The organism is Curtobacterium sp. MCJR17_055 (genome assembly GCF_003224335.1).
Taxonomy (GTDB): Bacteria; Actinomycetota; Actinomycetes; order Actinomycetales; family Microbacteriaceae; genus Curtobacterium.
On the sequence record NZ_QKLF01000001.1, the window covers coordinates 764,624 to 785,853 of the forward strand.

The 21,230-nt window shown below is 64.9% G+C and carries 23 protein-coding genes and 1 tRNA gene; 6 read left to right on the forward strand and 18 right to left on the reverse strand.

The genetic code is table 11. From position 1 onward, the window contains the following. Window positions 1-13 precede the first annotated feature (13 nt). Together DEJ16_RS03540 and DEJ16_RS03545 are read right to left on the reverse strand one after the other, a co-directional pair. Window positions 14-361, reverse strand: a complete 348-nt coding sequence (locus DEJ16_RS03540) for a hypothetical protein (RefSeq protein ID WP_110823252.1) — start codon at window positions 359-361, stop codon at window positions 14-16. Beyond that, complete coding sequence (locus DEJ16_RS03545; protein ID WP_110823250.1) at window positions 351-1,424, reverse strand: DUF6177 family protein; 1,074 nt, start codon at window positions 1,422-1,424, stop codon at window positions 351-353. The genes DEJ16_RS03540 and DEJ16_RS03545 overlap by 11 nt, the downstream gene beginning before the upstream one ends. A 217-nt stretch (window positions 1,425-1,641) precedes the next feature. On the opposite strand from DEJ16_RS03545, the gene DEJ16_RS03550 reads away from it, so the two are divergent. After that, window positions 1,642-1,712, forward strand: a tRNA-Gly gene (locus DEJ16_RS03550). Here the strand turns inward: DEJ16_RS03550 and DEJ16_RS15455 are convergent. Continuing rightward, window positions 1,704-2,162, reverse strand: coding sequence for a hypothetical protein (locus tag DEJ16_RS15455; RefSeq protein ID WP_146232802.1), 459 nt, complete (start codon window positions 2,160-2,162; stop codon window positions 1,704-1,706). The two genes, DEJ16_RS03550 and DEJ16_RS15455, sit on opposite strands and share 9 nt — an antisense overlap. A 100-nt stretch (window positions 2,163-2,262) precedes the next feature. On the opposite strand from DEJ16_RS15455, the gene DEJ16_RS03555 reads away from it, so the two are divergent. The 4 genes from DEJ16_RS03555 to DEJ16_RS15460 all read left to right on the forward strand — a co-directional run bounded on the left by DEJ16_RS03555 (window position 2,263) and on the right by DEJ16_RS15460 (window position 9,295). After that, window positions 2,263-3,789 (forward strand): class I SAM-dependent DNA methyltransferase, encoded by a 1,527-nt coding sequence (locus DEJ16_RS03555; RefSeq protein ID WP_110823248.1) that lies wholly within the window; start codon window positions 2,263-2,265, stop codon window positions 3,787-3,789. Then, window positions 3,782-4,996, forward strand: coding sequence for a hypothetical protein (locus tag DEJ16_RS03560; protein WP_110823246.1), 1,215 nt, complete (start codon window positions 3,782-3,784; stop codon window positions 4,994-4,996). The genes DEJ16_RS03555 and DEJ16_RS03560 overlap by 8 nt, the downstream gene beginning before the upstream one ends. Beyond that, a complete protein-coding gene (locus tag DEJ16_RS03565; RefSeq protein ID WP_110823244.1) occupies window positions 4,993-7,971 on the forward strand; it encodes a type I restriction endonuclease subunit R in 2,979 nt (992 codons plus the stop codon). Before DEJ16_RS03560 ends, DEJ16_RS03565 begins: the two co-directional genes overlap by 4 nt. 379 nt (window positions 7,972-8,350) lie before the next feature. After that, complete coding sequence (locus DEJ16_RS15460) at window positions 8,351-9,295, forward strand: hypothetical protein (protein WP_146232803.1); 945 nt, start codon at window positions 8,351-8,353, stop codon at window positions 9,293-9,295. A gap of 221 nt (window positions 9,296-9,516) precedes the next feature. Here DEJ16_RS15460 and DEJ16_RS03580 read toward each other — a convergent pair whose 3' ends face one another. Both DEJ16_RS03580 and DEJ16_RS15465 read right to left on the reverse strand, forming a co-directional pair. Then, complete coding sequence (locus DEJ16_RS03580) at window positions 9,517-10,068, reverse strand: hypothetical protein (protein ID WP_146232804.1); 552 nt, start codon at window positions 10,066-10,068, stop codon at window positions 9,517-9,519. A 599-nt stretch (window positions 10,069-10,667) separates the two neighbouring features. Then, window positions 10,668-11,843, reverse strand: coding sequence for a hypothetical protein (locus DEJ16_RS15465; protein WP_146232805.1), 1,176 nt, complete (start codon window positions 11,841-11,843; stop codon window positions 10,668-10,670). 137 nt (window positions 11,844-11,980) lie between these two features. Here DEJ16_RS15465 and DEJ16_RS15470 point away from each other — a divergent pair, with 137 nt between their 5' ends. Beyond that, on the forward strand, window positions 11,981-12,871 hold the full coding sequence (locus DEJ16_RS15470; RefSeq protein WP_146232806.1) for a hypothetical protein: 891 nt from the start codon (window positions 11,981-11,983) through the stop codon (window positions 12,869-12,871). A 435-nt stretch (window positions 12,872-13,306) separates the two neighbouring features. Here the strand turns inward: DEJ16_RS15470 and DEJ16_RS03585 are convergent, their stop codons facing one another. From DEJ16_RS03585 to DEJ16_RS03635, 13 genes are all read right to left on the reverse strand, one after another. Beyond that, on the reverse strand, window positions 13,307-13,873 hold the full coding sequence (locus tag DEJ16_RS03585; RefSeq protein WP_146232807.1) for a hypothetical protein: 567 nt from the start codon (window positions 13,871-13,873) through the stop codon (window positions 13,307-13,309). Window positions 13,874-13,901: 28 nt separating this feature from the next. Then, entirely contained in the window at window positions 13,902-14,951 is a 1,050-nt protein-coding gene (locus tag DEJ16_RS03590) for a hypothetical protein (protein ID WP_146232808.1), read from the reverse strand. Window positions 14,952-15,214: 263 nt separating this feature from the next. Further along, the gene (locus DEJ16_RS03595) at window positions 15,215-15,472 is read right to left on the reverse strand and encodes a hypothetical protein (protein WP_146232809.1); all 258 of its coding nucleotides are present in this window, start codon (window positions 15,470-15,472) and stop codon (window positions 15,215-15,217) included. After that, window positions 15,388-16,242, reverse strand: a complete 855-nt coding sequence (locus DEJ16_RS15475; protein WP_146232810.1) for a hypothetical protein — start codon at window positions 16,240-16,242, stop codon at window positions 15,388-15,390. Before DEJ16_RS15475 ends, DEJ16_RS03595 begins: the two co-directional genes overlap by 85 nt. Then, entirely contained in the window at window positions 16,242-16,499 is a 258-nt protein-coding gene (locus DEJ16_RS03600; RefSeq protein WP_146232811.1) for a hypothetical protein, read from the reverse strand. Before DEJ16_RS03600 ends, DEJ16_RS15475 begins: the two co-directional genes overlap by 1 nt. Further along, complete coding sequence (locus DEJ16_RS15920) at window positions 16,496-16,627, reverse strand: hypothetical protein (RefSeq protein ID WP_258365791.1); 132 nt, start codon at window positions 16,625-16,627, stop codon at window positions 16,496-16,498. Before DEJ16_RS15920 ends, DEJ16_RS03600 begins: the two co-directional genes overlap by 4 nt. A 108-nt stretch (window positions 16,628-16,735) precedes the next feature. Then, window positions 16,736-17,335: an antitoxin VbhA family protein gene (locus DEJ16_RS03605; protein ID WP_146232812.1), complete on the reverse strand. Its 600-nt coding sequence runs from the start codon at window positions 17,333-17,335 to the stop codon at window positions 16,736-16,738. A gap of 60 nt (window positions 17,336-17,395) precedes the next feature. Next, on the reverse strand, window positions 17,396-17,653 hold the full coding sequence (locus DEJ16_RS03610) for a hypothetical protein (protein WP_110823226.1): 258 nt from the start codon (window positions 17,651-17,653) through the stop codon (window positions 17,396-17,398). A 34-nt stretch (window positions 17,654-17,687) separates the two neighbouring features. Beyond that, complete coding sequence (locus DEJ16_RS03615) at window positions 17,688-18,722, reverse strand: hypothetical protein (RefSeq protein ID WP_110858026.1); 1,035 nt, start codon at window positions 18,720-18,722, stop codon at window positions 17,688-17,690. Then, window positions 18,691-19,005, reverse strand: a complete 315-nt coding sequence (locus DEJ16_RS03620; RefSeq protein WP_110823222.1) for a hypothetical protein — start codon at window positions 19,003-19,005, stop codon at window positions 18,691-18,693. Before DEJ16_RS03620 ends, DEJ16_RS03615 begins: the two co-directional genes overlap by 32 nt. Beyond that, window positions 18,998-19,582, reverse strand: coding sequence for a hypothetical protein (locus DEJ16_RS03625; protein WP_146232813.1), 585 nt, complete (start codon window positions 19,580-19,582; stop codon window positions 18,998-19,000). Before DEJ16_RS03625 ends, DEJ16_RS03620 begins: the two co-directional genes overlap by 8 nt. Window positions 19,583-19,772: 190 nt before the next feature. After that, a complete protein-coding gene (locus tag DEJ16_RS03630) occupies window positions 19,773-20,351 on the reverse strand; it encodes a helicase associated domain-containing protein (protein WP_110823218.1) in 579 nt (192 codons plus the stop codon). Window positions 20,352-20,638: 287 nt separating this feature from the next. Then, entirely contained in the window at window positions 20,639-21,115 is a 477-nt protein-coding gene (locus DEJ16_RS03635; RefSeq protein WP_110823216.1) for a helix-turn-helix transcriptional regulator, read from the reverse strand. Between the last annotated feature and the right edge of the window lie 115 nt (window positions 21,116-21,230).

The window sequence follows — 21,230 nt, forward strand, 5'->3', positions numbered from 1 at the left end:
GAGCGCCGGACCGTCAGTCCCCGTGCACGATGCACACCGCATCGAGGTCGAGCGATGCCTCGAGGGCCGCGGTGACCCCGGCCTCGCCGTCCGCGCCCAGCGGCGTGACGGTGTCGACCCACCACAGCGGGACGGACATCGCCGGGGCGTCCGGCAGGAGTCGGGTGACCTCGTCCAGGGAGTCGACCCGACGGACCCCGAGCACCGTGATGACCGGGTGCGTCGCGTCGCGGCAGACCTGCGTCATCGGGCCGTCGTCGAGGGCACGGACGCCCCAGGAGTCGTCGTGCAGGAGCAGGGCTTCGGCCACGTCGCGGACCTCGACCGGACCACGACAGAGCAGGGTCACCTCACGCGGCACCCTGCGACCCCTGCCCGCCGTGCTGCATGGCGTGCGCCCCGAGGGCGCCGTCGTCGTGGGCCGGGTCGAGCGGGGCCCCGCCGACGAGCTGCAGGAAGCGGTCCTCGTCGATGCGGTCGAGGAACGACTCGAGTGCGACCCAGCCGTCCTCGAAGCGGACGACGAGCCCCTCGCCGACCTCGCCGGCGAAGGTCTCGGTCGTGGTGCGGACCGGCGGCCATTCGCCGCGGCGGTCGAGGAATCGGGTGGCCTCGGGGCCGACGATCACCGCGAGCGGCTCCGGCTCGCCGTACGAGACCGCGCGGACCAGGTGGTCGGCGTCCCCGCGGCGCTGCATGACGACGCCGAACACCGGCTCGACGTCGCTCGCGACCCGGTGCACAGCGTCCAGCAGACGACCGGCGAGCCCGGGATCCGTCCCGCCCTCGGGCACCGTGAGCACCGCGGACATCGTCTCGACGACGACCCCGTCGGTCAGATGCGCTGTCATCGTCGCGGAGATGCCGTCGCCGACGGCGTAGGAGGTGCTGATGCCCGGCGACTCGTGCTTCGCGTACTGCGTGACGACCCAGCGGTCCCAGGCAGAGGTGAGCGGCTCGGAGGTCCCCCACCGTGTCGGGCAGGTGTCGACGGCAGCGCAGAGCGCTTCGATCGCGGAACCGACGTCCACCGACCGCTCGTCGTGGTGGCGGAGCGTGAGGTCGATGCTGATCTGCCGGACCGAGCCCCGGGCCTCCCGGTGCTCCGGCGACGGGTCGCCGAGCAGTTCCGGTCCGTGCTCGACGAAGTCCTCGATGCCGGCGGCGGGCACGCCGGTGCGACCGTCGCGCAGCTCGCCGTCCGACCCGCGGACTGCCCATGCGGCACCGTGGGTGCCGAGCGCGTGCCGGAGGGCGGGGGTGAGCGCAGCCTCCGGGCCGGTCCGCAGGACGACCGTGCGACCGGAGGCGGACGCACGACGCAGCAGCGAGTCGAAGGACTCGGTCAGCCAGACGACCGGCGCGCTCGAATCCACCACGATGGCCGGTCCGACCACGTCGTCGATGAGGGGATGCCTGACCATCCGGTTCCTCCTCGGTTCGGTCGTGCTGACACTCGCTTGGTCCCCCTGGACGGTACACACGGCGTCCGGGGAGTGTCCGTGGAGGACGGCGTCTCACAGCGGAGAGACAGGGCGGCCGGGAGGCGCGGAACACGTCCGCCCCGCGGCTCGCGGGAGCGCTCGGCTGGCATCCAGCGGATCATCCGCTAGGCTGGTGCGGTCCCGTTCGGCGGGATGCGCGAGTGTAGTTCAATGGTAGAACTCCAGCTTCCCAAGCTGGTAGCGCGGGTTCGATTCCCGTCACTCGCTCCGTTTTTCGATCAGAGTCGCTTGTCGTTTCTCAACCCAGATGAGACTTCTCTCGAAGTAGTTGAGACTGCAGCCGTTGAAACGCGCAGCAGGTTGAGCTTGCCGACGCCGAGCAGGACGGCACGACCCATCGCCTGACACAGCTTCGCGCAGCACGCAGACCTCGTTTCGCTCGGAATCCGCCGTCGTCGTCCATCCCGGGGACTCGGAGAGCGCCGAGCGTGACGAGCGAATCTCGGCGGCGGCATCCTCGCCGCCCAGGTCGAGGTGCTCCCGGTTCTTGACGGTCGTCGGCTCGGGCACGGGCTTCGCGCTCGGAAGCGCGCCAGCTACCCAGCTCGCGCCGCTGCCGAAGTCGACGCCGGCGTCGCTGGGCTGCAGGGCGCGGAGATTCAAAGCTTTGTCCCGTCGCCGTCGAGCGACCCGCGCATTGGCGGACCGGAGACGCATCGTATATATGGTCTGGCCATGACGAAGGCCGCAAGCGCGCGCATCCCGCGATAGCGTGATGCTGCCCCAGGAACGGGGGAATCCCACGACCGGAGGCTCGATGACGCTGGTGCCCGCTACCCCCGACCACCTCACGCAACGAGAGCTTGAGCAGGCGCTTTGGGCTGCTGCGAATGCCCTTCGCGGGCCGGTCGACCCAGGCGACTTCAAGGCCTATGTCTTCCCCGTGCTCTTCTACAAGTGGATCAGCGACGTCTACGACTACCGGCACGACCAGGCGGTCGAGGAACTCGGCGATGGCTGGACCCAGGAAATCGAAGAAGAGGACTATCAGACGTTCCTCGTCCCTGACGGGGCTCACTGGGATGACACGTATGGGGTGACGAAGAGGCCGGGCGCGGCGCTCAACAAGGCCCTTGTCAGCACTCAGGAAGCCAATCCCGGCAAGCTCTCCGGCGTGTTCGGCGACGTGAACTGGGCGAACACAGAGCGCATCCCCGAGTCGGCGCTGAGGGCGCTCATGGGCGTGTTTGCTCGCCTCACTCTCGACCCGGCGCACGTGTCCGGCGACATGCTGGGCTCGGCGTACGAGTACCTGCTGCGAGAATTCGCGGAAGCATCCGGGAAAAAGGCTGGTGAATTCTTCACACCTCGACACGTCGTCCATTTACTGGTGAAGATCCTCAACCCGCAGCCAGGAGATTCGATCTGCGACCCCGCATGCGGGTCCGCCGGCATGCTTGTCGAAACGGTCGAAGCCGTGAAGCTCGCAGGTGCCAACCCTGACTCACTCCTGCTGTACGGCCAAGAACAGAACCTCACCACCGCGGGCATCGCCCGCATGAACCTGTACCTCCACGGGCTCGAGGACTTCGAGATCAAGCGTGGCGACACCTTTCGAGAACCGAAGCTCCTCGATGAGACCGGCGAGCTCCGCAAGTTCGATATCGTCATCGCCAACCCGCCGTTCTCCCTCGACAACTGGCCGTCGAGCACCTGGGGGAAGGACAAGTACAAGCGGGCTCTCGGCGGCATCGTCCCGCCGGCAAAGAGCGGGGACTGGGCATGGATCCAGCACATGCTCGCCACGATGAAAGACGACACCGGCCGGGTCGGCGTTGTCATGCCGCACGGAGCGCTTTTCCGTGGCGGCCGAGAATCCGACATGCGCCGGTGGGTGATCGAGAAAGACCTGCTCGAGGCCGTGATTGGGCTGCCAAACAACCTGTTCTATTCAACATCGATCCCGGTGTCCCTACTGATCTTCCGAGCAAGCAAGACGGTGGAGCGACAAGGGCAGGTTCTATTCATCGACGCGCGGGCACGCTTCAAGCCCGGCAGGAACCAGAACATCCTCGACGACGATGACGTCGACTCCATCACAACGAGCTACGTGACGGGTACCGACGCCGACGGTGCAGGCGGCGTCAACGTCAGCCTAGTCGCGCGCGACGAAATTCAATCGAACGACTATGACCTGAATATTGGCCGCTATATCCAGACGGAGACCAAGGCTGAAGCGAACGTCGACGCGGCGCTGGCAGCGCTGCGCGAAGCGCAGGAGCGTATGAACAGCGCGCGAGCTGCTCTCGACGCGCGGCTAAGAGAAGCGGGCTTCGATGCGTGACGGGTGGCGTGAGGTGACGCTGGGCGAGGTGACTACCCGGCGGAGAGACTTCACCGCCGTCCAGGCCGACGTGTTGTACCGGATCGTCGGTGTGCAGCGCAGCGGGTGGGGTCTCGTCGACCGCGCCCCTGTTCGCGGCGACTCGATGAAATTCGGCAAGCTTCTCGAGCTTCACAGCGATGACCTGGTCTACCGAACCATCACAGCGTTCGAGGCACCGAGTGCGGTGGTGTCGAGTGAGTTTGACGGAGCGTTCGTCACTCCTCAAACCTTCCCGACCTACTCGATCGACCGCTCCCGACTGCTTCCCGAATATATGGCGATTTTGACTACATCGCCGGAGTTCCATGAGGCAATGTCGGTAAGGTGCGTTGGATCTGTGCTGCGACGGAAGACGCTGAGCCAGAACGCCTTCGAGTCAATCCCCTTGAGGCTCCCGTCGCTAGACGAGCAGCGGCGCATCGTGGACCTGATGGCGGCCCTCGGCGACGCTGAGGAAGCGGTTGAGGCGGAGGCTACTGAAGCCGCTTCGCTCCTTGGTGCAATGCTCGATGCCAGTGGGGGCGAAGCGACGGCCGACGTTGGTTCGCTCGCCTCCGTCGTGTCTGGGGCGTCCTGGGGTAGGGCGGATGTGCGCAGCAACGCCGGAGAGGGCGTGACGCCGGTACTCACGATCGCGAATACGAAGCCGGACGGCAGTATCCGCGGAGAGCCCACGCTCATTCAAGGACTTAGCGCCAAGGTTGCGCGCCTCACCGAAAACTCGCTGATCGCGATCCGTACGAACGGCAACCACGATCGGATCGGCAACATCTACCGCGTACCGGAGAGACATATTGGCGCCACGGTATCCGCCTTCCAGTTCGTCGTCGAGCCCGTCGAGTCCGCCAATTCCGCTCACCTGTACTGGATGATGCGGGCGCCATCATTCCAGGCTGCAATGACAGCCGCGGCGTCCGGCTCCACGGGTCTCGGCAACATAGCGGCAGGGACGCTGCGCAATATGCACGTGCCATGGCCGGAAGATAGTGAAATTCGAGCCGCCCAAGTCGCAACCTTCGACAGACTCGAGAACGTCGCACTGTCCGCCCGTGCCGCTGGCGAGGCGCTCCGCACGCTGCGTCACAACCTGCTGACAGTGCTGCTGTCCGGGGAGCACGAAATTCCGTCTTCGTATGACACTCTGCTGAAGGGGGATGCCGCGTGAGCGACGGGTACAACGAGAAGAGCACGGTGCAGGATCCGCTCGTGAAGTTGCTGGTGGACGCCGGGTGGACCTATATCCCCGGCAAGGACCTCCCGCGAACCACGTCGCAGGTGTTCGTCGAATCAGACTTACGCGCCGCGATCGAGGAGCTGAACCCGGGGCTCGCGGGGCGCGCGGATGCGGTGCTCGGAGAACTTCGTCGCGCGGCGCTCAGCGCAGCTGACGAGGGCCTCATGGCGGCGAACCAGACGTTTACACGTCTGCTGCGCGGCGGCGGAACCGTATTGATGCCCGACACAAATCATGTCGAGCCGTACGAGGCGATCAGCTTCACCCGCCCGGAACAGAACACGTTCCTCGTCTCTGACGAGGTCACCTACCAGGGGGCTCGGTTCGACATCGTGCTGTTCGTGAACGGCATCCCCATCGTGGTTGGGGAGACGAAGACGCCGGTGTCAACGACGGTGACGTGGAAGGACGGTGCGAAGGACATCCATTCCTCCTACGAGGTGCATCAGCCAGTGTTCTTCACGCCGAACCTGCTGTCGTTCGCCACCGACGGAAAGGACCTTCGGTACGCCGGCGTGCGCACCCCTCTGGACCACTGGAACCGTTGGGGCTCGTCGGAGGTGCCAGCGACCGTCGAGGGGTGGGACCGGGTGAAGATGAGCGTGGCGGGGCTTCTCAACCCGACGGTCATACTCAACCTCATTGAGCACTACGCGGCGTTCGACGTGCAGGACGCAGACGGCGCCGGCCAAACGATCAAGCTTCTACCGCGGTACTTCCAGTACGAGGCAGTGGAGAAGATCGTCGCCAGAGCCACCAGCGAGCAAGGCTCCCGCGCCCTGGTTTACCACACGCAGGGCTCGGGCAAGACGCTCACGATGTCGTGGGTGGCCACGCGGCTGTACTTCGATCCGCGGATGAACAACCCGACGATCGTCGCCGTGGCGGACCGCACTCAGCTGGTCACCCAGACCTTCTCGCAGTTCGCCTCCGCCGGTGTCCCCGAGCCGGTCAAGGCGGCCACGCTCGCTTCGCTGCAGACGGCGCTCAAGCAAGGCCAGCGCGGCATCATCGCCACCACCGTGCACAAGTTCGCTGGCGCGGGCGTGCTCAGCGAGCGTGACAACATCGTCTTGCTCGTCGACGAGGCCCACCGCACCCAGGAGGGTTCGCTGGGTGAGGCGATGCGCGCAGCGCTCCCGAGCGCTCACCGATACGGCTTCACCGGCACTCCGATCGCAGACTTGGACCGGAACACATACCAGCTGTTCGGAGACGAGCGGGACCCGGAATGGGCTCTCGGAACATACGACTCGGACCGTTCCATCGCCGATGGCACCACCGTGCCGATGAGGGTCATTCCTCGGCCGGTAAAGTTCGACATCGCCAAGGATGAGCTCGACGCGGCATTCGATGCGCTTGCCACCGAGGAAGAACTCACCGAGACGCAAAAGGAGTCCAACGCCCGGCGAGTCGCCAATGCTCGGGCGATTTTCCACAACCCGGAACGGATCGCAGCGGTCAGCGCCGACATCGTCGAGCACTTCTACAAGTCGATCGACCCGCTCGGGATGAAGGCACAAATTGTCGTGGCCGATCAGGAGCTCTGCACTCTTTACGACGCAGCTCTCCGTGGCGCGCTGGCCGGCGCCGGACGCGCAGACGAGGTGGCGGTCGTCATCTCGGCGTCGGGCAAGAGCGACTACGAGCAGTACAAGCTCAGTGACGCCGAAGAGGAAGCGCTGCTGGACCGGTTCCGGGACGCGCACGACCCGCTGAAGTTCCTCATCGTCACGGCCAAGCTCGGCACCGGGTTCAACGCCCCGATCGAGGGCGTTCTGTACCTCGACAAGCCGATGAAACTCCACACGCTCTTCCAGACAATCACCCGAACGAACAGGCCGTGGCGGAACCCGGACACAGGCTTCGTTAAGAGCTACGGCACGATCGTCGACTATGTCGGCCTCGGCGACGGATTCGCTCGCGCGATCGCTCCTTCCAACCCCGAACACGCACAGCGCCAGATCGACACCGAGGAGCTACTGCGCACCCTCGAGGGCGCCCTTAAGGAGATTCGCCGCCGCTTCGTGGGCATAACCCGAGACGGATCCATGGACTCGCTGCAGGCGGCGCTCGAGCGGGTGCCGGCCGACACCGAGGACCGCGCAGAGTTCCGTGCAGAGTTCGCTCTCTCGCAGGGACTGTGGGAGACGATCTTCCCGGACGCGGCTCTCGATGACTGGGCTAACGACTACCGCTGGTACGCGCAGGTGTATGCCGCGATCCCGGCTGAGAGCGACGACGATGATCTGCTGTGGGAGCGTCTCGGGCCGAAGACCCGCGAGCTGGTCCACCAGCACATGCGCAACGTCCGAGTCTCCGATCGGAACATCGCTGTCGTGATCGCCGACGCAGAGACGATCCGCAAGATGAGCGAGAGCGGTCAGCTGCCGCCGGTCCCGACCGAGTACGAGGGGAAGTCCGCAAGGGACATCCTCGATTCCCTCACCGCTCGCATCCAGCGCAAGCTCGACGGCGGCGGCGAGGGAGCGCTTCGCTACTCGTCGATTGCCGAGCGCCTGGATCAGCTGCGTCAGCGGGTCATTGCGACGGCGGAGGACTCCATCGAGTTCCTCACCACGCTGTTCGGCGTCGCACAGGACCTCAAGATTACAGAAGTAGAGGCAGATGGCGGGGTCCTGGCAGATCTCCCAGACCCGAACATCGGCATGCTCACGCGCATCTTCGAAGAGCACCGCCCCGAGGGCATGACCGTGCTCGTCTCACAGGTCGTCGCCGAGGTTGATGCCCTCGTCAAGCAGGCCGTGCATCCAAACTGGGCGACGAAGGATGCCTCCAAAAAGGCAATCCGCCGTCAGCTGCGTCAACTGTTCCGGACGTACAAGCTGCCACTCACCGGTGAGCCCTTCGACTCTGCCTGGGGGTACATCCTGAAGCACTACTGACATCGGCTGAGCGAACGACCTCTCGCCGTTCGTCGGCAAAGCTGCGGACGTTCAATGCCCGTCGACACCTAGACAGAAGCGCAGTGAGAGAGACAGCATCGCCGTCGTCAATGGCGCAATCGTCGCTGCGCGTGCGGGGATCGGCCCCCGAGACGCGCATCTCGCTCCAGACCCTGCAGCTCCGGTCTCCATCGGGTGGGCCGAACAGGTTTGTCAGCGCATCGGCTACTGGTGCGGGTCCCATGACGCGCTCGGTTCGTGACGTCAGTGGTTTGTTCTACCGTCTTCTCATGCGAAAAATGAAGGCCAGCGGTCGAAGTGTTCTTGGGAAGCCCCGCGGACCAGTACTCGAGGGACAAGCGGTTGGAAGAGGTGCGCGGTGATAGAGCAGGACGATCCGAGCGCCGGACCATGGGCCTCGCGCCTACGGACTATCGCTCACGACGCGCGCCGAGACTTCGCCTCGATTCATCAGTACCTGCAGGTTGTCGGCCCGGAGATAGACAAACGCTTCGAAGAGGTAGTCGGGAACGTCGAAACACGCTTGGACCCGGAACTCCACGACATGGGCGACGTCTACTGGGAGGCCGAAAAAGCCTTCGGAGCCAATCCGCTCGAGATTCATGCCCACACTGGCTTGATGCTCGTGAGCCGCGGCGTAGCTCTATCAGAAATCGTCTTCGCTTCCATTCCGGGGGCACTCTTCGTCGATGCTGAGCCGCTGGTATATAAGGGCAATCACTCCTGGTCTCGCAAAATGGCGGACCTCTTCTACCGGACTTGCCTCAGCAGGCCGGTGAGCATCGGTGGCGGCGCGATGGCGCCGATCACGCAGCTACGTGATCTCTACGCTCACGGCTACGGACGTCCCCATCGAAAGGAAGAGGCCGAGAAGCTCGCTGCGTCGTTGCACCCACACCTCGGACCGGCCGACCTCAGTCCAGAGGAACACGCTCTCGGGTTCAAAGAAGCGCCGTACGCATTCGGTCGTTACTCCAACTACAGCCCTGCGTCAGGCTTCAGGGACGACGCCTTCGTGCCGGTTGTCGTCGAACTCAGCCCAGTCGCTGCCCGAAGGCTTCTGCTCCTGATCGGAGAGCGCGTCGAAGCCGTGCTGTCGGCGGCGTCGTGGGGCTTGAAGGACCCGTTGAGTGAGAAGACGAGCAAGTTCGTGCGGATATGGGTGCGGGAGCAAGCGGAGCGCGAAGCAGAACAGCAGACCAGGCAGCACCTTGCTGCAGAGAAGGCGCGGAAACGGGAAGCAAAACACGAGGAGCAGGCCGAGAGGCGGCGATCCGACCATCAAAGCGGCCTGCAACGATAGGCCGAAATCGGGCGTGACGAAGTGCTTGGAGGTGGGACGAGTCTCTTGCAGCACGCCGCGAGGAAGCGACTCAGTGCTCGGTCGGGACGTCCGTCTCCATGCCCCCTGCGATGGTCAGCGCGGGGCGCACGAGCCAACAGCTGGGAGCTTGGGCATTGTCTGCGCCATAGGCCGAGCGTCGTGCGAGACGGCTGATCTCCTGAAGGGCTGTTGGTGGACGCTTACGTAGAGGTAGCCGAGGAAGGGAGGCGCTCCTTGAGGAATCGGAAAAGGGCTTTTCTGAATCCGCTACTCAAGCGCGCTGCGACGGCGAGAAGGATAACCGCGGGGGCGAAAAACACCCATGGCGCGAAGGCACTGAGATGCGCTATCAGTGCGTTAGACAGCGCGGCGAGGGCAAGCGCGCTCGCGGCGCCCAATGCTGCTGTCCAAACGAAGGTGTAGAGCCACCCGTTCGTCGCGAGACGCTCGCGCATCCGGCCCTTGGTTGTGAGAAAGAGCACGACGGAAATGATGACTGCGAACACGAGGAAGCACAGCCAGGCGATCCAGCTGACTGTGAGCCAGGAGTCTGCTGCTCTCGACGACCCATCGTTGACGCGGGCGATGAGCGCCTCGGCTTCAGCGTCCGTCAAACCTTGACCATGAATAGCTTCATTTGTGACGGATGCCGCGCTTTGCTGAAGGAGAACAGCCACCCCGAAGGCTGTGAAGGAAGCGGCGAGCCCCGAGAGATGCCCGGCGAGTAGCCACTTCAGGGTGCGGCTGGTCAACTGGGCGACAGTATCAACTGTATCGGCTGGCGATGCCGTAGCAGGATTGGTCGCGGGTGTCGGATTCGTCATGTTCCCCCTTGGTCAGTCTGCATCTTGACATCAGGTCACGGCTTGTCGCTACTCATGCGCCAGCGCGAGTGGCCACGGCTGCCGAGAGTGATCCGCGAGGGGACGTCGCCAAGAACAGGAGCTGAGTGCCAGCGGCTACCGGCGGATGATTCCCGTTCGTCGGGACAATTGGCGCACGCATGACTACGGTTCGCTCTTTGCCGTCAGTCTCGTTCGTCGGTCATCAGCTCGGTGAAGCACCAACAGCAGACCCTTGGAACTATCGGGGCTCGGAGTACCGACGGCCCATCGCGCTTGGGACGATCGGACGATCGTGATCGCGGGTTTGAGTACCCTCGCTGGCCAATCTTGTCCTTGGCGCCGATGTCTCACCCTAGCGGGCGACCGCGATCACGTCACGACGGAACTCTTCCGGATACGCCTTCACCGTGCGCACATCGTTCCAGCAGGAGGACATGCCCCTACCTCTCAGGAGTCAACCGAACCTGCAGCAGTCCCGCGACGGCCAGGCGCCTATAACCTCAGCCTCATCGCGCTGAGTCAGTGAAAGCGATTGTCATGTCGAGTACGGCGTAAGACGCGCGGCGCTTCGCGAGGCGGTCGACATACTCCCAGCCAACATCGGCGGCACCCGAAGCGGCAGCGCCGACAAGACCCGAAGGGTCTTGAGTGATCGCGGTCCCGATCGCCGCCCCGATTCCCCCGATAGCGAAATTTTTCGAACCACGGACTGCTGCGGACATGACGGCGGAGGTGGAAGTTGCCTTCTTCACGGCAAAGAGCTTCGATTGCAGCACATCTGCTAGCACGCCGCCTGCTTCTTTGCGGCCCTCAGGAGTGTCCGGTATCTCGCCGACGACAGCTAGGCCCGCTTGAAGCGCTGCTCGCCAGCTTTCAAATGCATCGTCGCTTCGGAGGTTGCGAAGTAGATCTGGTTGCTCAACCAGTCGTGGGAGGTCGAAATCCCCCAAGCGCCGAAGGATGCTGACCCGCCCATCCTCAACACGACGACCTCCGATTGCCCGCCTCATTGCGATCTCACTCACCACATCGAGTGCGGTGAACTGCCCCTTTTGTTCCGCCGCAAGGACCAGAGAGGCACCGAGATGAAGCGATACCGCACGATTGAGCCCAAACATCTCGTCGGCCGATACCTCCTGCGGCCAGTTCCAGCCGGCCTCGCTCCAATCGCTCATCGTCATATCGTCGATAAGCCTAAGTCGATGATTCGTCCGTTCATCACCGACGCCGTCGAACATCGACGCAAGCTCGTCACCCTCGTGCCCTCTAACGAATTCAACGGCGCCCGACTCGATAAAGGGGCGAAGGACGGCAAGCCATTCAAGCTGTCGCCTCAAGTCATTCCGAGCCGCTCCATCCATCGGTCGCCCACGCGACCAGGAAGCATGGAGGTCGCCGGACGGAACGACGACGGCAGGCGCATACAAAAGTAGCTCGAGGACCGTCTGCGCTCGGCTACCGATCGAGCCGCCGGTCAAGGGGACGATTGGCCGAAATTCGCCCGGCGAAAGAACGCGCAGTTCAGCTTCGAGGCAGTCACCATCCGGATCCGGCCACTGACGGCTGAATTCGAGAAGGTGTTCCTCCGGCCACTCCGCCGCACGGAGCGCTCCAGTCAGATTCAACTCTCCGTCGAGCCATACATCAAGGAAGTCGTAGATGTTCGTTACGGCGGACTGCACGCCTTGAGGATAGCGTCACGCTCGTGAGAGCGTGCTCTTTCGCCTGCATGCCACTGCCGCCCAACAGTGATCGGTTCTGATCTAGTGTTCCGCGAGCAGCCGTTGTGGTGTCGACCCAGGGGCATCAAACTCTACGTGTGAGTCAACAGCATCCGAAAGGCCCCGTGGTGGCCGCCGTCGTCAGCAGCTTGTCACCCGGTGACACAGGCAAGCCTTTCACCGCCGTCAGTCGGGCAAGCGCGATGGTGTCGCATGATTGGCAGATGCTAGGCGCCCAGTACGAGTGGGCAGAGATTCATGGTGTGACAAGAGGTTTGCCACACGGCTACTTCGCGGACCTCCTGGGACGCGCTGCAGCCGCGGGTGAGCAACTTGGACTTGCTTTCGCTGCACTCCGTGATGGAGAGGTATGGCGAGACGCCCGGGTTGATGACGCCAGCGAAAGTCGCCGTTCCATGGCTGGCCGCGCCATGGCGGAGGCGTCAGGACTATGGGCCGTGAGTGCGGGACACGCTGCAGTCAACGTCGTCGCTCGAGTCGTCCGGATCCACAGCGGCGCTGCGGGGCTCGATAAGAAACTCCGGTGGACGGGCCTGCCGGTGCCGTTCGACGCGGGGCGCACTGCCAACCTTTCCCTCAACGTCGAAACCGTGAAGCACCTTAAGCAGGCCGCACTTCGAACCGGCGAGTCCGCATTAGTAGACCTCGTTGTGCCGCTGGAGGGCTTAACGTCGAACTCGGCGTGGACTGCGCTATTGGCCCGACGAGACGCGGGATACCACCGCCTGCGTCCTCAGAGTGTCCAGGGGGGTGTGCCATCTGCGAATCCATGGGCAGCAGACCAAACAGTCGGCGCGCTGACCCTAAGCGCTTCGACGTTCTCTACCTACCTACCGCCCTTGCTCGAGGATGTTGTGGATGAAACGGCAGCGGGCTTTGAGGCGCTCGTCTCCGCGATGCGCATCATACTCGAACGCTTACCTGAGGCGCTGCGCGCTGCCGGGGTTCCGATCTGGCGAACACCCTGAGGTTCCGCGCGTGGCTGCCAGCGCTGGGAGGTACTCGCCTTGCGCTCCATGCTTAACCCCGCCGTCTCGGAGTTCGATTGCTCCCCCCACTACGCAAGACTGGCCGGAGCGCTGCTGTAGCAAGCCTGTAAAGCCGTTACCGCTTACGTAACCTCTTCGTTACATAGCTTCAGGCTTCGGTATGTCGCTCCGGTCCTTGGCCGTCCTGGGAGTCGATGGTGAGGCGGACAGTCAGTGGTGTCGGCGGACACTGTTGAGTTCGGCGCACCGGTGCTGGCTCGGCGGCCAACGGTGCGCGTCGCCCTCACCGTTCAGGTCATGATTTCGAGCATCGCTGCGGTCCTGCTGTGCGCCGCTTTGTCTGGGTGACTTACAAAATGACTGGTGGGTCTTGAGGCGTTGAGAAGGTTCCGCCGGTCAGCGGCGCCGACTTTCTCACCGATGGCTCTTGTGGGTGCCGTTCAACGCAGCGCGGACCGCATGCAGATTCACATATGCGGTGTACAACCGGGGCACGGCGATCAGGAAGAGGAGCAACACATAGGAGGCGAAGCCGGTTGCTAGGGCAGCGAAGATTCCGTGAATCGCGCCGGACTTTGGATCTGCGGCAAAGTTCATGCCGAGGACGAGCATCAGCGCGGCCGCCGCAGAGAACAGAGACGCGACGAGAAGGTGCGCGGCGGACTCGTCGAGGGCGTCCCGATCGATCTGCTCAGTCTGTCCGTAGAGGTCCATTCGATCGGTGAGCTTCAATCGCATCGAGGAGATCTGCCCCCACGCGGCGAGGAAGCTGCCCGCGAGCAGCGCTACACCGCTCAGGAGCGCCCCAGGAGCAGCGAGTTGCGCGCCAGGGATCAGCAGCATAGCCACGAGAGCGGCGACTGGGCCGATGATCAGAGTGGCACGGGTGGCGCGGTCCGGGGTTGGGGTTTCGCTGCGGTAATCACTGAGTGCCTTCCAGTGCCCACGGAACAGCTCGATCGGCACGAGTCGAGAGGCCACGGTGTAAATCCTCCGTTCGATCAGCGGGTCATTCAGGGAGGGTGACGGCGATCTTCAGCGCCTTCGCGATGCGGTTCACCACCGGGGCAGCCTCGGAGATCAGACGGTACCCCTTCGGGCGGACCGGCCCGAGCGGGTAGATGAAGAGCTTGTCGACAGTCTCGGCGGTGATGGTCTGCCGCTTGCCCCTCTCAACGATCGAGATCTCCGCGTCGTCGTACTCTATGTCGCCACTCCTGACAGCCGGATCGACGAGCTCGATGACGTCGGCGGCAGCAGCTTTCCGGCGCTCGAGCTCGGTCGTGGACCCCCGTCGTTCTGCCATCGCGAGAATCGCGCCGAACACCCGCTCGACGGGCGTCTTCTTCAACCCCCACTGCACCAGTTCCAGGTCGTAACTGCTGCGCGTGCCGGTGGCGCTGACACCTCGGCGGCGCAAGCGGAACGACGGGTCGGCTGATTCACCAAGGATCCCGTCTAACCGAGCGCCGTCGATTTGCGGGGTGAGATGCCAGTTGAGGAACGGGCCGACGACCTTCCGGTTGTCCTCGTTGATTGTGACAGCGGCGTGCTGAGCACGGCGTGTCAGCCACTTGATCAGCAGCTCCCCGACATAGGTCTGCCCACGGACTTCGGACAGCATGATTGCCGCTGGCCCGGACGTCGGGAACAGCAGGACCACTTGCATCCCTCGTACCGCTGCTTTCCGTTCGATCGGCTCATGCGTGCCGTCGCGGCTCACCAGTGCATCGTGATCCTGCTCACGGCCGGTCTCGATCGTCACGCGGATCCGGCGATCCTCCACGTCGACGTTCGTGACCTCGAAGTACGGCACCCCCTCAGCCTCGTCTAAGCGCGCCTGCCTCTCCGCCTCGGTGACCTCGTCGACGTAGAACGTCGGGTTACCTAGCTGCGTGCGATCGTCCTGCAGTGCAAGCAACTCGACCTTGAACTGATCGAACGCATCGACAGCGCCGCCAGCGGCACTTACGTCCTCTAACGGCATCGCGCCGTTGTCTCCGCGGGCACGACCGAGGCGCGGCTCGAGCGTGTGTATTCGGTAGCCATACGTCGTCATCGAAGGCAATGCCAATCTGTGAGGTTCCGACAGGAAACCTACGGCACAACACCGCTGACGCCGGCATTCAACGTCGTGGCGTCCTCAGTGGAATCCTCCACCATCAGGAGGGCCGCGCTAGGGAGTCGTCTCAGATGACGGTCGTTCACCGACCGACGGCGATCCGTCGGCCGGCCGAGCGTCGTGCCGTCCCGAATAGCTTGTCCGATCCGGATCTCACGGACCTGCCTCAACCGGACGCGTTGGGCGTCGAACAGACGGCGTCAGTTCGGAAGGTTGTGTCGGAGGTCGTAACCGGTGTCGGCGAGGAATTGCAGCCGGTCGCGAACCTCTTGCAACGATGCTGCGTCGTCGTCGTTGCGGAAGTCGGCGCGGAGGAGCGTGTTGGCGGTGATGATGTCGTCGGTGCGGTCCGTGTAGTCGGCGGCTGCTGCGGTCAGGAAGATCGTTGGGTCGGCGAGCCGGATGAGTTCGGTGCCGGCGAAGCCGATCGTGTCGGGTTCGAACCCGAGCGCGGCCATGTCGACCTGCTGCTCGGTGAACGCGACGAGCCGGTAGGGCATCTCGCGCCTGCTGATGCGGGGTAGCCGGGGCGGTCGGAGATGGCACGGCCGGAGATCCGGCACCCGACGCTGATGAGTCGTTCCGCCTGCTGGATGAGCGGCAGGTCGGACGTCCACCGAGTGCGGACGCCGCCTGGTCCTGGGTAGCAGGCGATAGCGCAGTCGACGAGGCCGCCCACCTGTCGCGACTCCCATCCGATGTCGGTGCGGTGCACACGTTTCCCGAGTCGCGCGAGCCCGTCATCCACCTGCCCGGCAGTCAGCCCTGCCCGGACGAGCCTGTCGAAGGTGGCGCCGTTGACGGCGAGCATCCGGGCGACGGCGAACGTGATGTAGATGGGGGCGGCGTCCTTCCACCGCTCGTGCACTCCAAGGACTTGCTTCCCGCCGATCCACACGCGTCGCCGGTCGACGTCAACCAGCAGCACCGTCGCGGTCTGTTCAGCGAGCGCGATCTGCGTCGCCGTCACGGTCCGCGGTGCCATGAGGAGGAGTTCCGCGTCATCCACGTCCTCATCGCGAGGCCGCTGTGTCAGTGTTGGGAAGCGTGCGCGGCGGCCGTCGGCGAGGCGGATCGTGTCGTGGGTCTCCACGGCTGCGGCGAGTCCCGCGAGTTTGAGGACGGCGAGGGTGTCGGTGAGGTCGGTGGTGTCGCCGAGCCCGTATGGCATCGTGATCTGAGGCCGCCCGGCGTAGGCCGCGGCGACCCATTCGAGTGCGGGTTGCATCAGCTGCGTTCTTCCGGGGTGTCTGGTCGGATGAGGGCCATGAGCCGGCCTGCTTCGGTGAGGAACGGCTCCCACCCGTCGCGGGTGTCACCGTGTGCTGGTTCGCACCGGTAGCCGGAGCTTCCGTCGGTGTTGTGAACGATGACTTGCCGGAGCTCCGGGCTGGTCGGGTCGCGGAAGTACATGTGCCCGTGGGTGCCGGCGAGGTCGAAAGCGACGCTGAGTAGGAACAGGTCGGGGCGGCTGGCGGCGCTCACCATTCACGTTCCCGGAACAGGGCGATGACTGTCTCGAGCGGGCGCCCTTCCCGAATCCATTGCAGCGGCGACAGGGCGTGGGCGTCGATGGTGAGGTGCGTGCGGGGTGTGGTCATGAACTCGGTCATCGCTGCCGCGTCCAGCAGCGGCTGCGGTGCCGCCGCGTACAGCACTGCAAGTCCGGGCAGCAGGGCGGACGGGTCGCCAAACTCGGGCAGGGCCGGCCTGACGAGTTGTCAGTCAGGGATGCGTTCTTCGCCCTCGAGGTCGAAGCTCAGCAGCCGGTTCGACCCGAACAACTCCCCAACCTCATGGATGCTGATCTGCAGGGCGGCTGCGGCTTCCGCTTCGGTGAGGGTCGAGTCGAGAAGGTGCCGGCGGATCCGGGCCTGCGTGGCCCGCCACCAGTCCTCGGGTACGTCCGCTGCGTTGACGGCGGTGTATTCGGGGTCGCGGGGGATCTGCCGGCTGTCGTCGGCGTAGGCGCTGAGCTGCTCCGGGGTAATCTCCCCGCGGGCGTACATCCACAGCTGTGACTGCCAGGGCATGTCGTCGGGGAATCCTTCGAGGTACCCGGAGTGGATGACGGACCGGGCGGCCTGCTCGCGTCGGGCGATTTCGGAGGCGGGGATGAGGAGGGTCTGCGCGATGCGGTTCGCTTCCCGCGTCGCTGGGACTGTCAGGTCCGACAGGACCGTGTTGTGCTTGTCGAACAGCTCATACCCGGGCTCCGTGTCGATGGGACGGACGAGGATCTGCGCCAGGTGCGCGTCCGGGTTGTCGGTGTCCTCAAGGAGGACATGTCCCCAGAGGATCCGGTCGTTCGAGAGGTGCATGGATACCAGACGCATCATCAGTGAGTACCTCCAAAGAAGTTGGGAGTGGTGCGGGGTGGGTCAGGACTGGTCGGGTTCGGGGCGGGTGCGGCCGAGGCGTTCTGGTGCCCAGGTGAGGATGAACCGCATGATCCGGTCCGCTTCGACCATCGCCGGATCCGACGGGTCCTGGACGTCTGGGTCGACGTTGCTGAGCCGGAACCACGGCGCCTGGTCGGCGTGGTCGACGAGGACGACCGAGGGCTTGTCGGTGGGGTGGGTGGGGTTGGTGAACATGACGGAGCCGAAGAAGCGGGTGTCGTCGAATGCCAAGGTCATAGACAGCAGCTGCAACATCAACGGCGTCCCCTCGTCAACTTCCATTGGGGTGCCAGCGGAGGTCGTGGGCGAGGTCCGATTGGAAGTGCAGCAGCTGCCGTAACGCGTTCACCACGTCGGTGTTCGCGGCCACCCAGCTGTCTTCGTGGATGACGTGCGCTGTGATGAACTCATCCGTGCAGCACCCCTCGGCCGCGGTCAGGATGGTGGTGTCCTGCGGGATGACGACCGCCACGGTGGCGTCATCCGCCGATGCGGGCTCATAGCCGAGCGCCTGCATGTCGGGATGCTTCGCGAAGAACGCGGTCAGCCGGTTCGGCGGGACCAAGACGCCGGCCTGCTGCGCCGCCCACCGGTCCGACATCACCCCGCCGAGCCCGATGAGCTCATCTGCTTGCGCGTCGATGGTGTCGTCGCGGTGCCAGCAGGTGCGCACTCCGCCGGGGCCCGGGTAGGCGGCGAGAGCCCAGTCGATGAGCGACGGCCGGTCCGTCGCTTCCCACCCCAACGGCGTATGAAACACGGTCTGCCCGAGGGCAGGAAGGGCTGCACGGACGTCGTCCGCCGGGATGCCGATGTGTTCCGCGACGGCATGCGTGCCGCCACCGCGCAGGGCGATGGTCCGGGCAACGGCGAACACGTGACGCCAGCCCGGTGTCGCGTCTCGTTGCATCGATGTTCCGTGCACTTGCCGGCCGTTCGCCCAGACGCGTTGCCGCTTCCCATTCACGACCACCAAGTCCGGATACCGGCGCACAAGCGACAGGACTCCGCCCTCCGATCCACCTGGCAGGAGGACCACGTCGTCGTGGTGGCCGTCCCCAGCTCCGTCCTGAGCGGTGGTGGTGGGGTCTGGAGTGGCGAGGAACGCAGTCCGGCCGTCCTCGAACCGGAGCCGGTCGAACGCTTCCACCTGGGCGGGCATACCGGCGGCGGCGAGGGCGGTCAGTGTCTGGGTGATGTCGATGGTCCAGCCGAGTCCGAATGGCAATGACAGGACCGTCTGGTGGTGCCGGATGTTCTGCACCCACTTCCGGTCAGACATCAGCAGGGCCAGCCGCTTCGCCACCACGACCCATTGAACGGAGCCCCTGTAACACGTTCATCACCTGGGTCGCCGCTTCCACCAGCGGGTCAGCAGGCTCGATGAGCTGCGTGCCGTTGAGGAGACTGAACGTCCACCTGTCGTCGGACGCTCGGACGGTGACGTGCCGTTGCAGGATCGCCGGACCGGTGGAGTTCGTGAACGTCATCCCCACCAGCGCCGGCCAGACGACGGCGTCGAACTGAGCAGTCAACGACAGCAGCCGCAACGGGATCGGCTCGAACCGCGGCGACTGAGGGTCAGGCATCGCGAGCCAACCGCGGGTCGTCCTCGGACAGGCGCTCCAGTCCGAGTCCGGACGCGTCGAGGATCGCGTTCTCGGACTCTTCGGTGGCGACGAATGACCCGATCTGCGCGTTGATCGCGACAAGCGTCCCGATCCGACTCCTCGCATCGAGGGTGACTGCGGCGACCTCGTCGTCCGTGCAGTCAGAGGTGAGCTCAGGCTTCGAGGGATGCAGGGCTGGGAACTCGAGTTGCTGCACCGGCGGGTGCCACTTCACCCCGATGCGGAGCACGCGGCCGTCGGCGTCGTTGCGGTAGAACATCGACCCGAACGGATGGCCCATGTCGAGGGTGAGGTCTGCGCCGTAGAGCGCCCAACCGGCGGCAGCGTAGGAGGCTTCCCACCGCTGCACGGTGAGGGCGCCAAGACCCATCTTCAAGCCAGGGATCAGCGCTTGACCCTCTTGAACGTCGGCGTAGAGCGCGGTCAGGTTCGGGGGACTCTGGTCGCGCAGGTCGGAGAGTGGGATTCGGGCCATGCCCTGGATGGCGAATTGCTGCCGTGCGCGGTGCTCGGCTTCTTCCCGGTTCGTGCTCATCACGCCTTCGCTTTCGTGCTTCCTCGGACGCCTAACTCACGAGCCGCCGCGCTGTCTCGTCCGTTGGCTGCTGGTGCTTGAACGCTACGGAGACTGCTGCGCCGGCGGGTGCTCGCGGACAGACCTCCGTCCAAGAGCAGGAAAGTTCCGTACCGCGCTCGCCGATGACGCTGCTCACGCCGCAGGCCAGCTAGAGGATGCGGTAGGTCGCGTGGCGGAGCCGGCGGGCGCGATCGGGGGTGAGTGTGCCGTTGCGTTGGGCGGCTCGTTGGTGTGTCGCCCAGCGGGCGATTGCTCGTTCCTTCGGGTCCGGGGCGTCACGGCGAGGGGCTCGTCCCGTTTCCGCCCAGAACGACTGGTGCAGCATCAGCTGCTCCGCCCACCGCTCCTCCTGCGGCTCCCAACGGAAGCTAGGAAACGACTCCAATCGGAGGGTCTGGTAGCTGCAGTGCGCGGCGCGGACTTCTGGCCGGCGCTGGTACGCGAGCCGATCCACCAGGGCTTGCTCCTCCGTCCGTGCACGTGGTCGGCGAGAGTCGGATCGGGGTAGCCGTCCGATGGCGCTGACGAAGCGGTCGAGGTCGTGGACGAAGGCGATCCAGTTCCTGATGACGGTCGCGGGCTGCTCGGTCTCCCCGATGTCAGCGAGGTAGAACTCGACACCGCGGCGCTGGTCGACGCTCAGGAGCGCGCTGGGTTGGTTGGCGACTTCGGCGTAGTGCTGGTGAAGCTCGGTGACGTAGTCGGGCGTGCGGTTGGACGTGTCCATTGGTCCCTTCCCGGGACCGGCGGTCGGTCCCGGGAAGGGCTATGCGCGGACGAAGACGCGATCGCGTCGACGAGGTCTTGCCAGCTGAGGACCTCAGTCCAAGAGCAGGAACCAGAACGGGTTGTGGGCGCTTACGGTCGCTACACGTCCGGAGGCAGGACGGCTTTCCCGCCAGCGATCCCGCAGACGACCGCAATCGCTACCTCGCGCGACTGACCTATCGAGGGACCTATCGGAAGGAGGAACCAGCACACCCTGCACTCACGCCGCCGCGCGGGACCGACGGCTCAGCGAGAACGAGCCCCGGGGCGCGCACCAGCAGCGCCCGGCACGCGTTGTGACTGCGCTGCCTTGATATGGCCGATGACCGCTTGCGCGGTGCGCTCGGGTATCGCTTCCAGCAACGCCTGCAGGTCACTCGCGGAAGGCTCCGTCGGCGCGGCGGCCGCCGGCTCGTGGATGACACCCCCGAGGACCAGGTCGGCAAGGGCGATGTCCTCGAGTCGCAGGATCGCCTCCCCACGGAGCAGTCGAAGTAACCGCGGGTAGCTCGTCCCCGCCTGCGCTGCGTACTGCTTCGGGCTGAGTCCCCGCGCTTGCATCCGTTCCCGGATTCGCAGCACCTGCTGATGCTGCACCTGCGCGGCGCGGAGGAACACCTCCGCCCGCCGGTCAGCAGCCTGCAACCACCGCAGCACCGGCGTATGCCCGAAGCCCCGTGCGTCCTCGGCGAAGTCCCGTGGGACGAAGCGCGGCCCTGCCATCCCGACCCTTCCAGATCCCTCAAACGTGCCGAAAACGCACCAAAAGGAGCATATTCATGCCAGAAGCAGGACTCAAATTGTGTTTCTGCCCCGCTGGCGTCGGCGTCGCAGCACA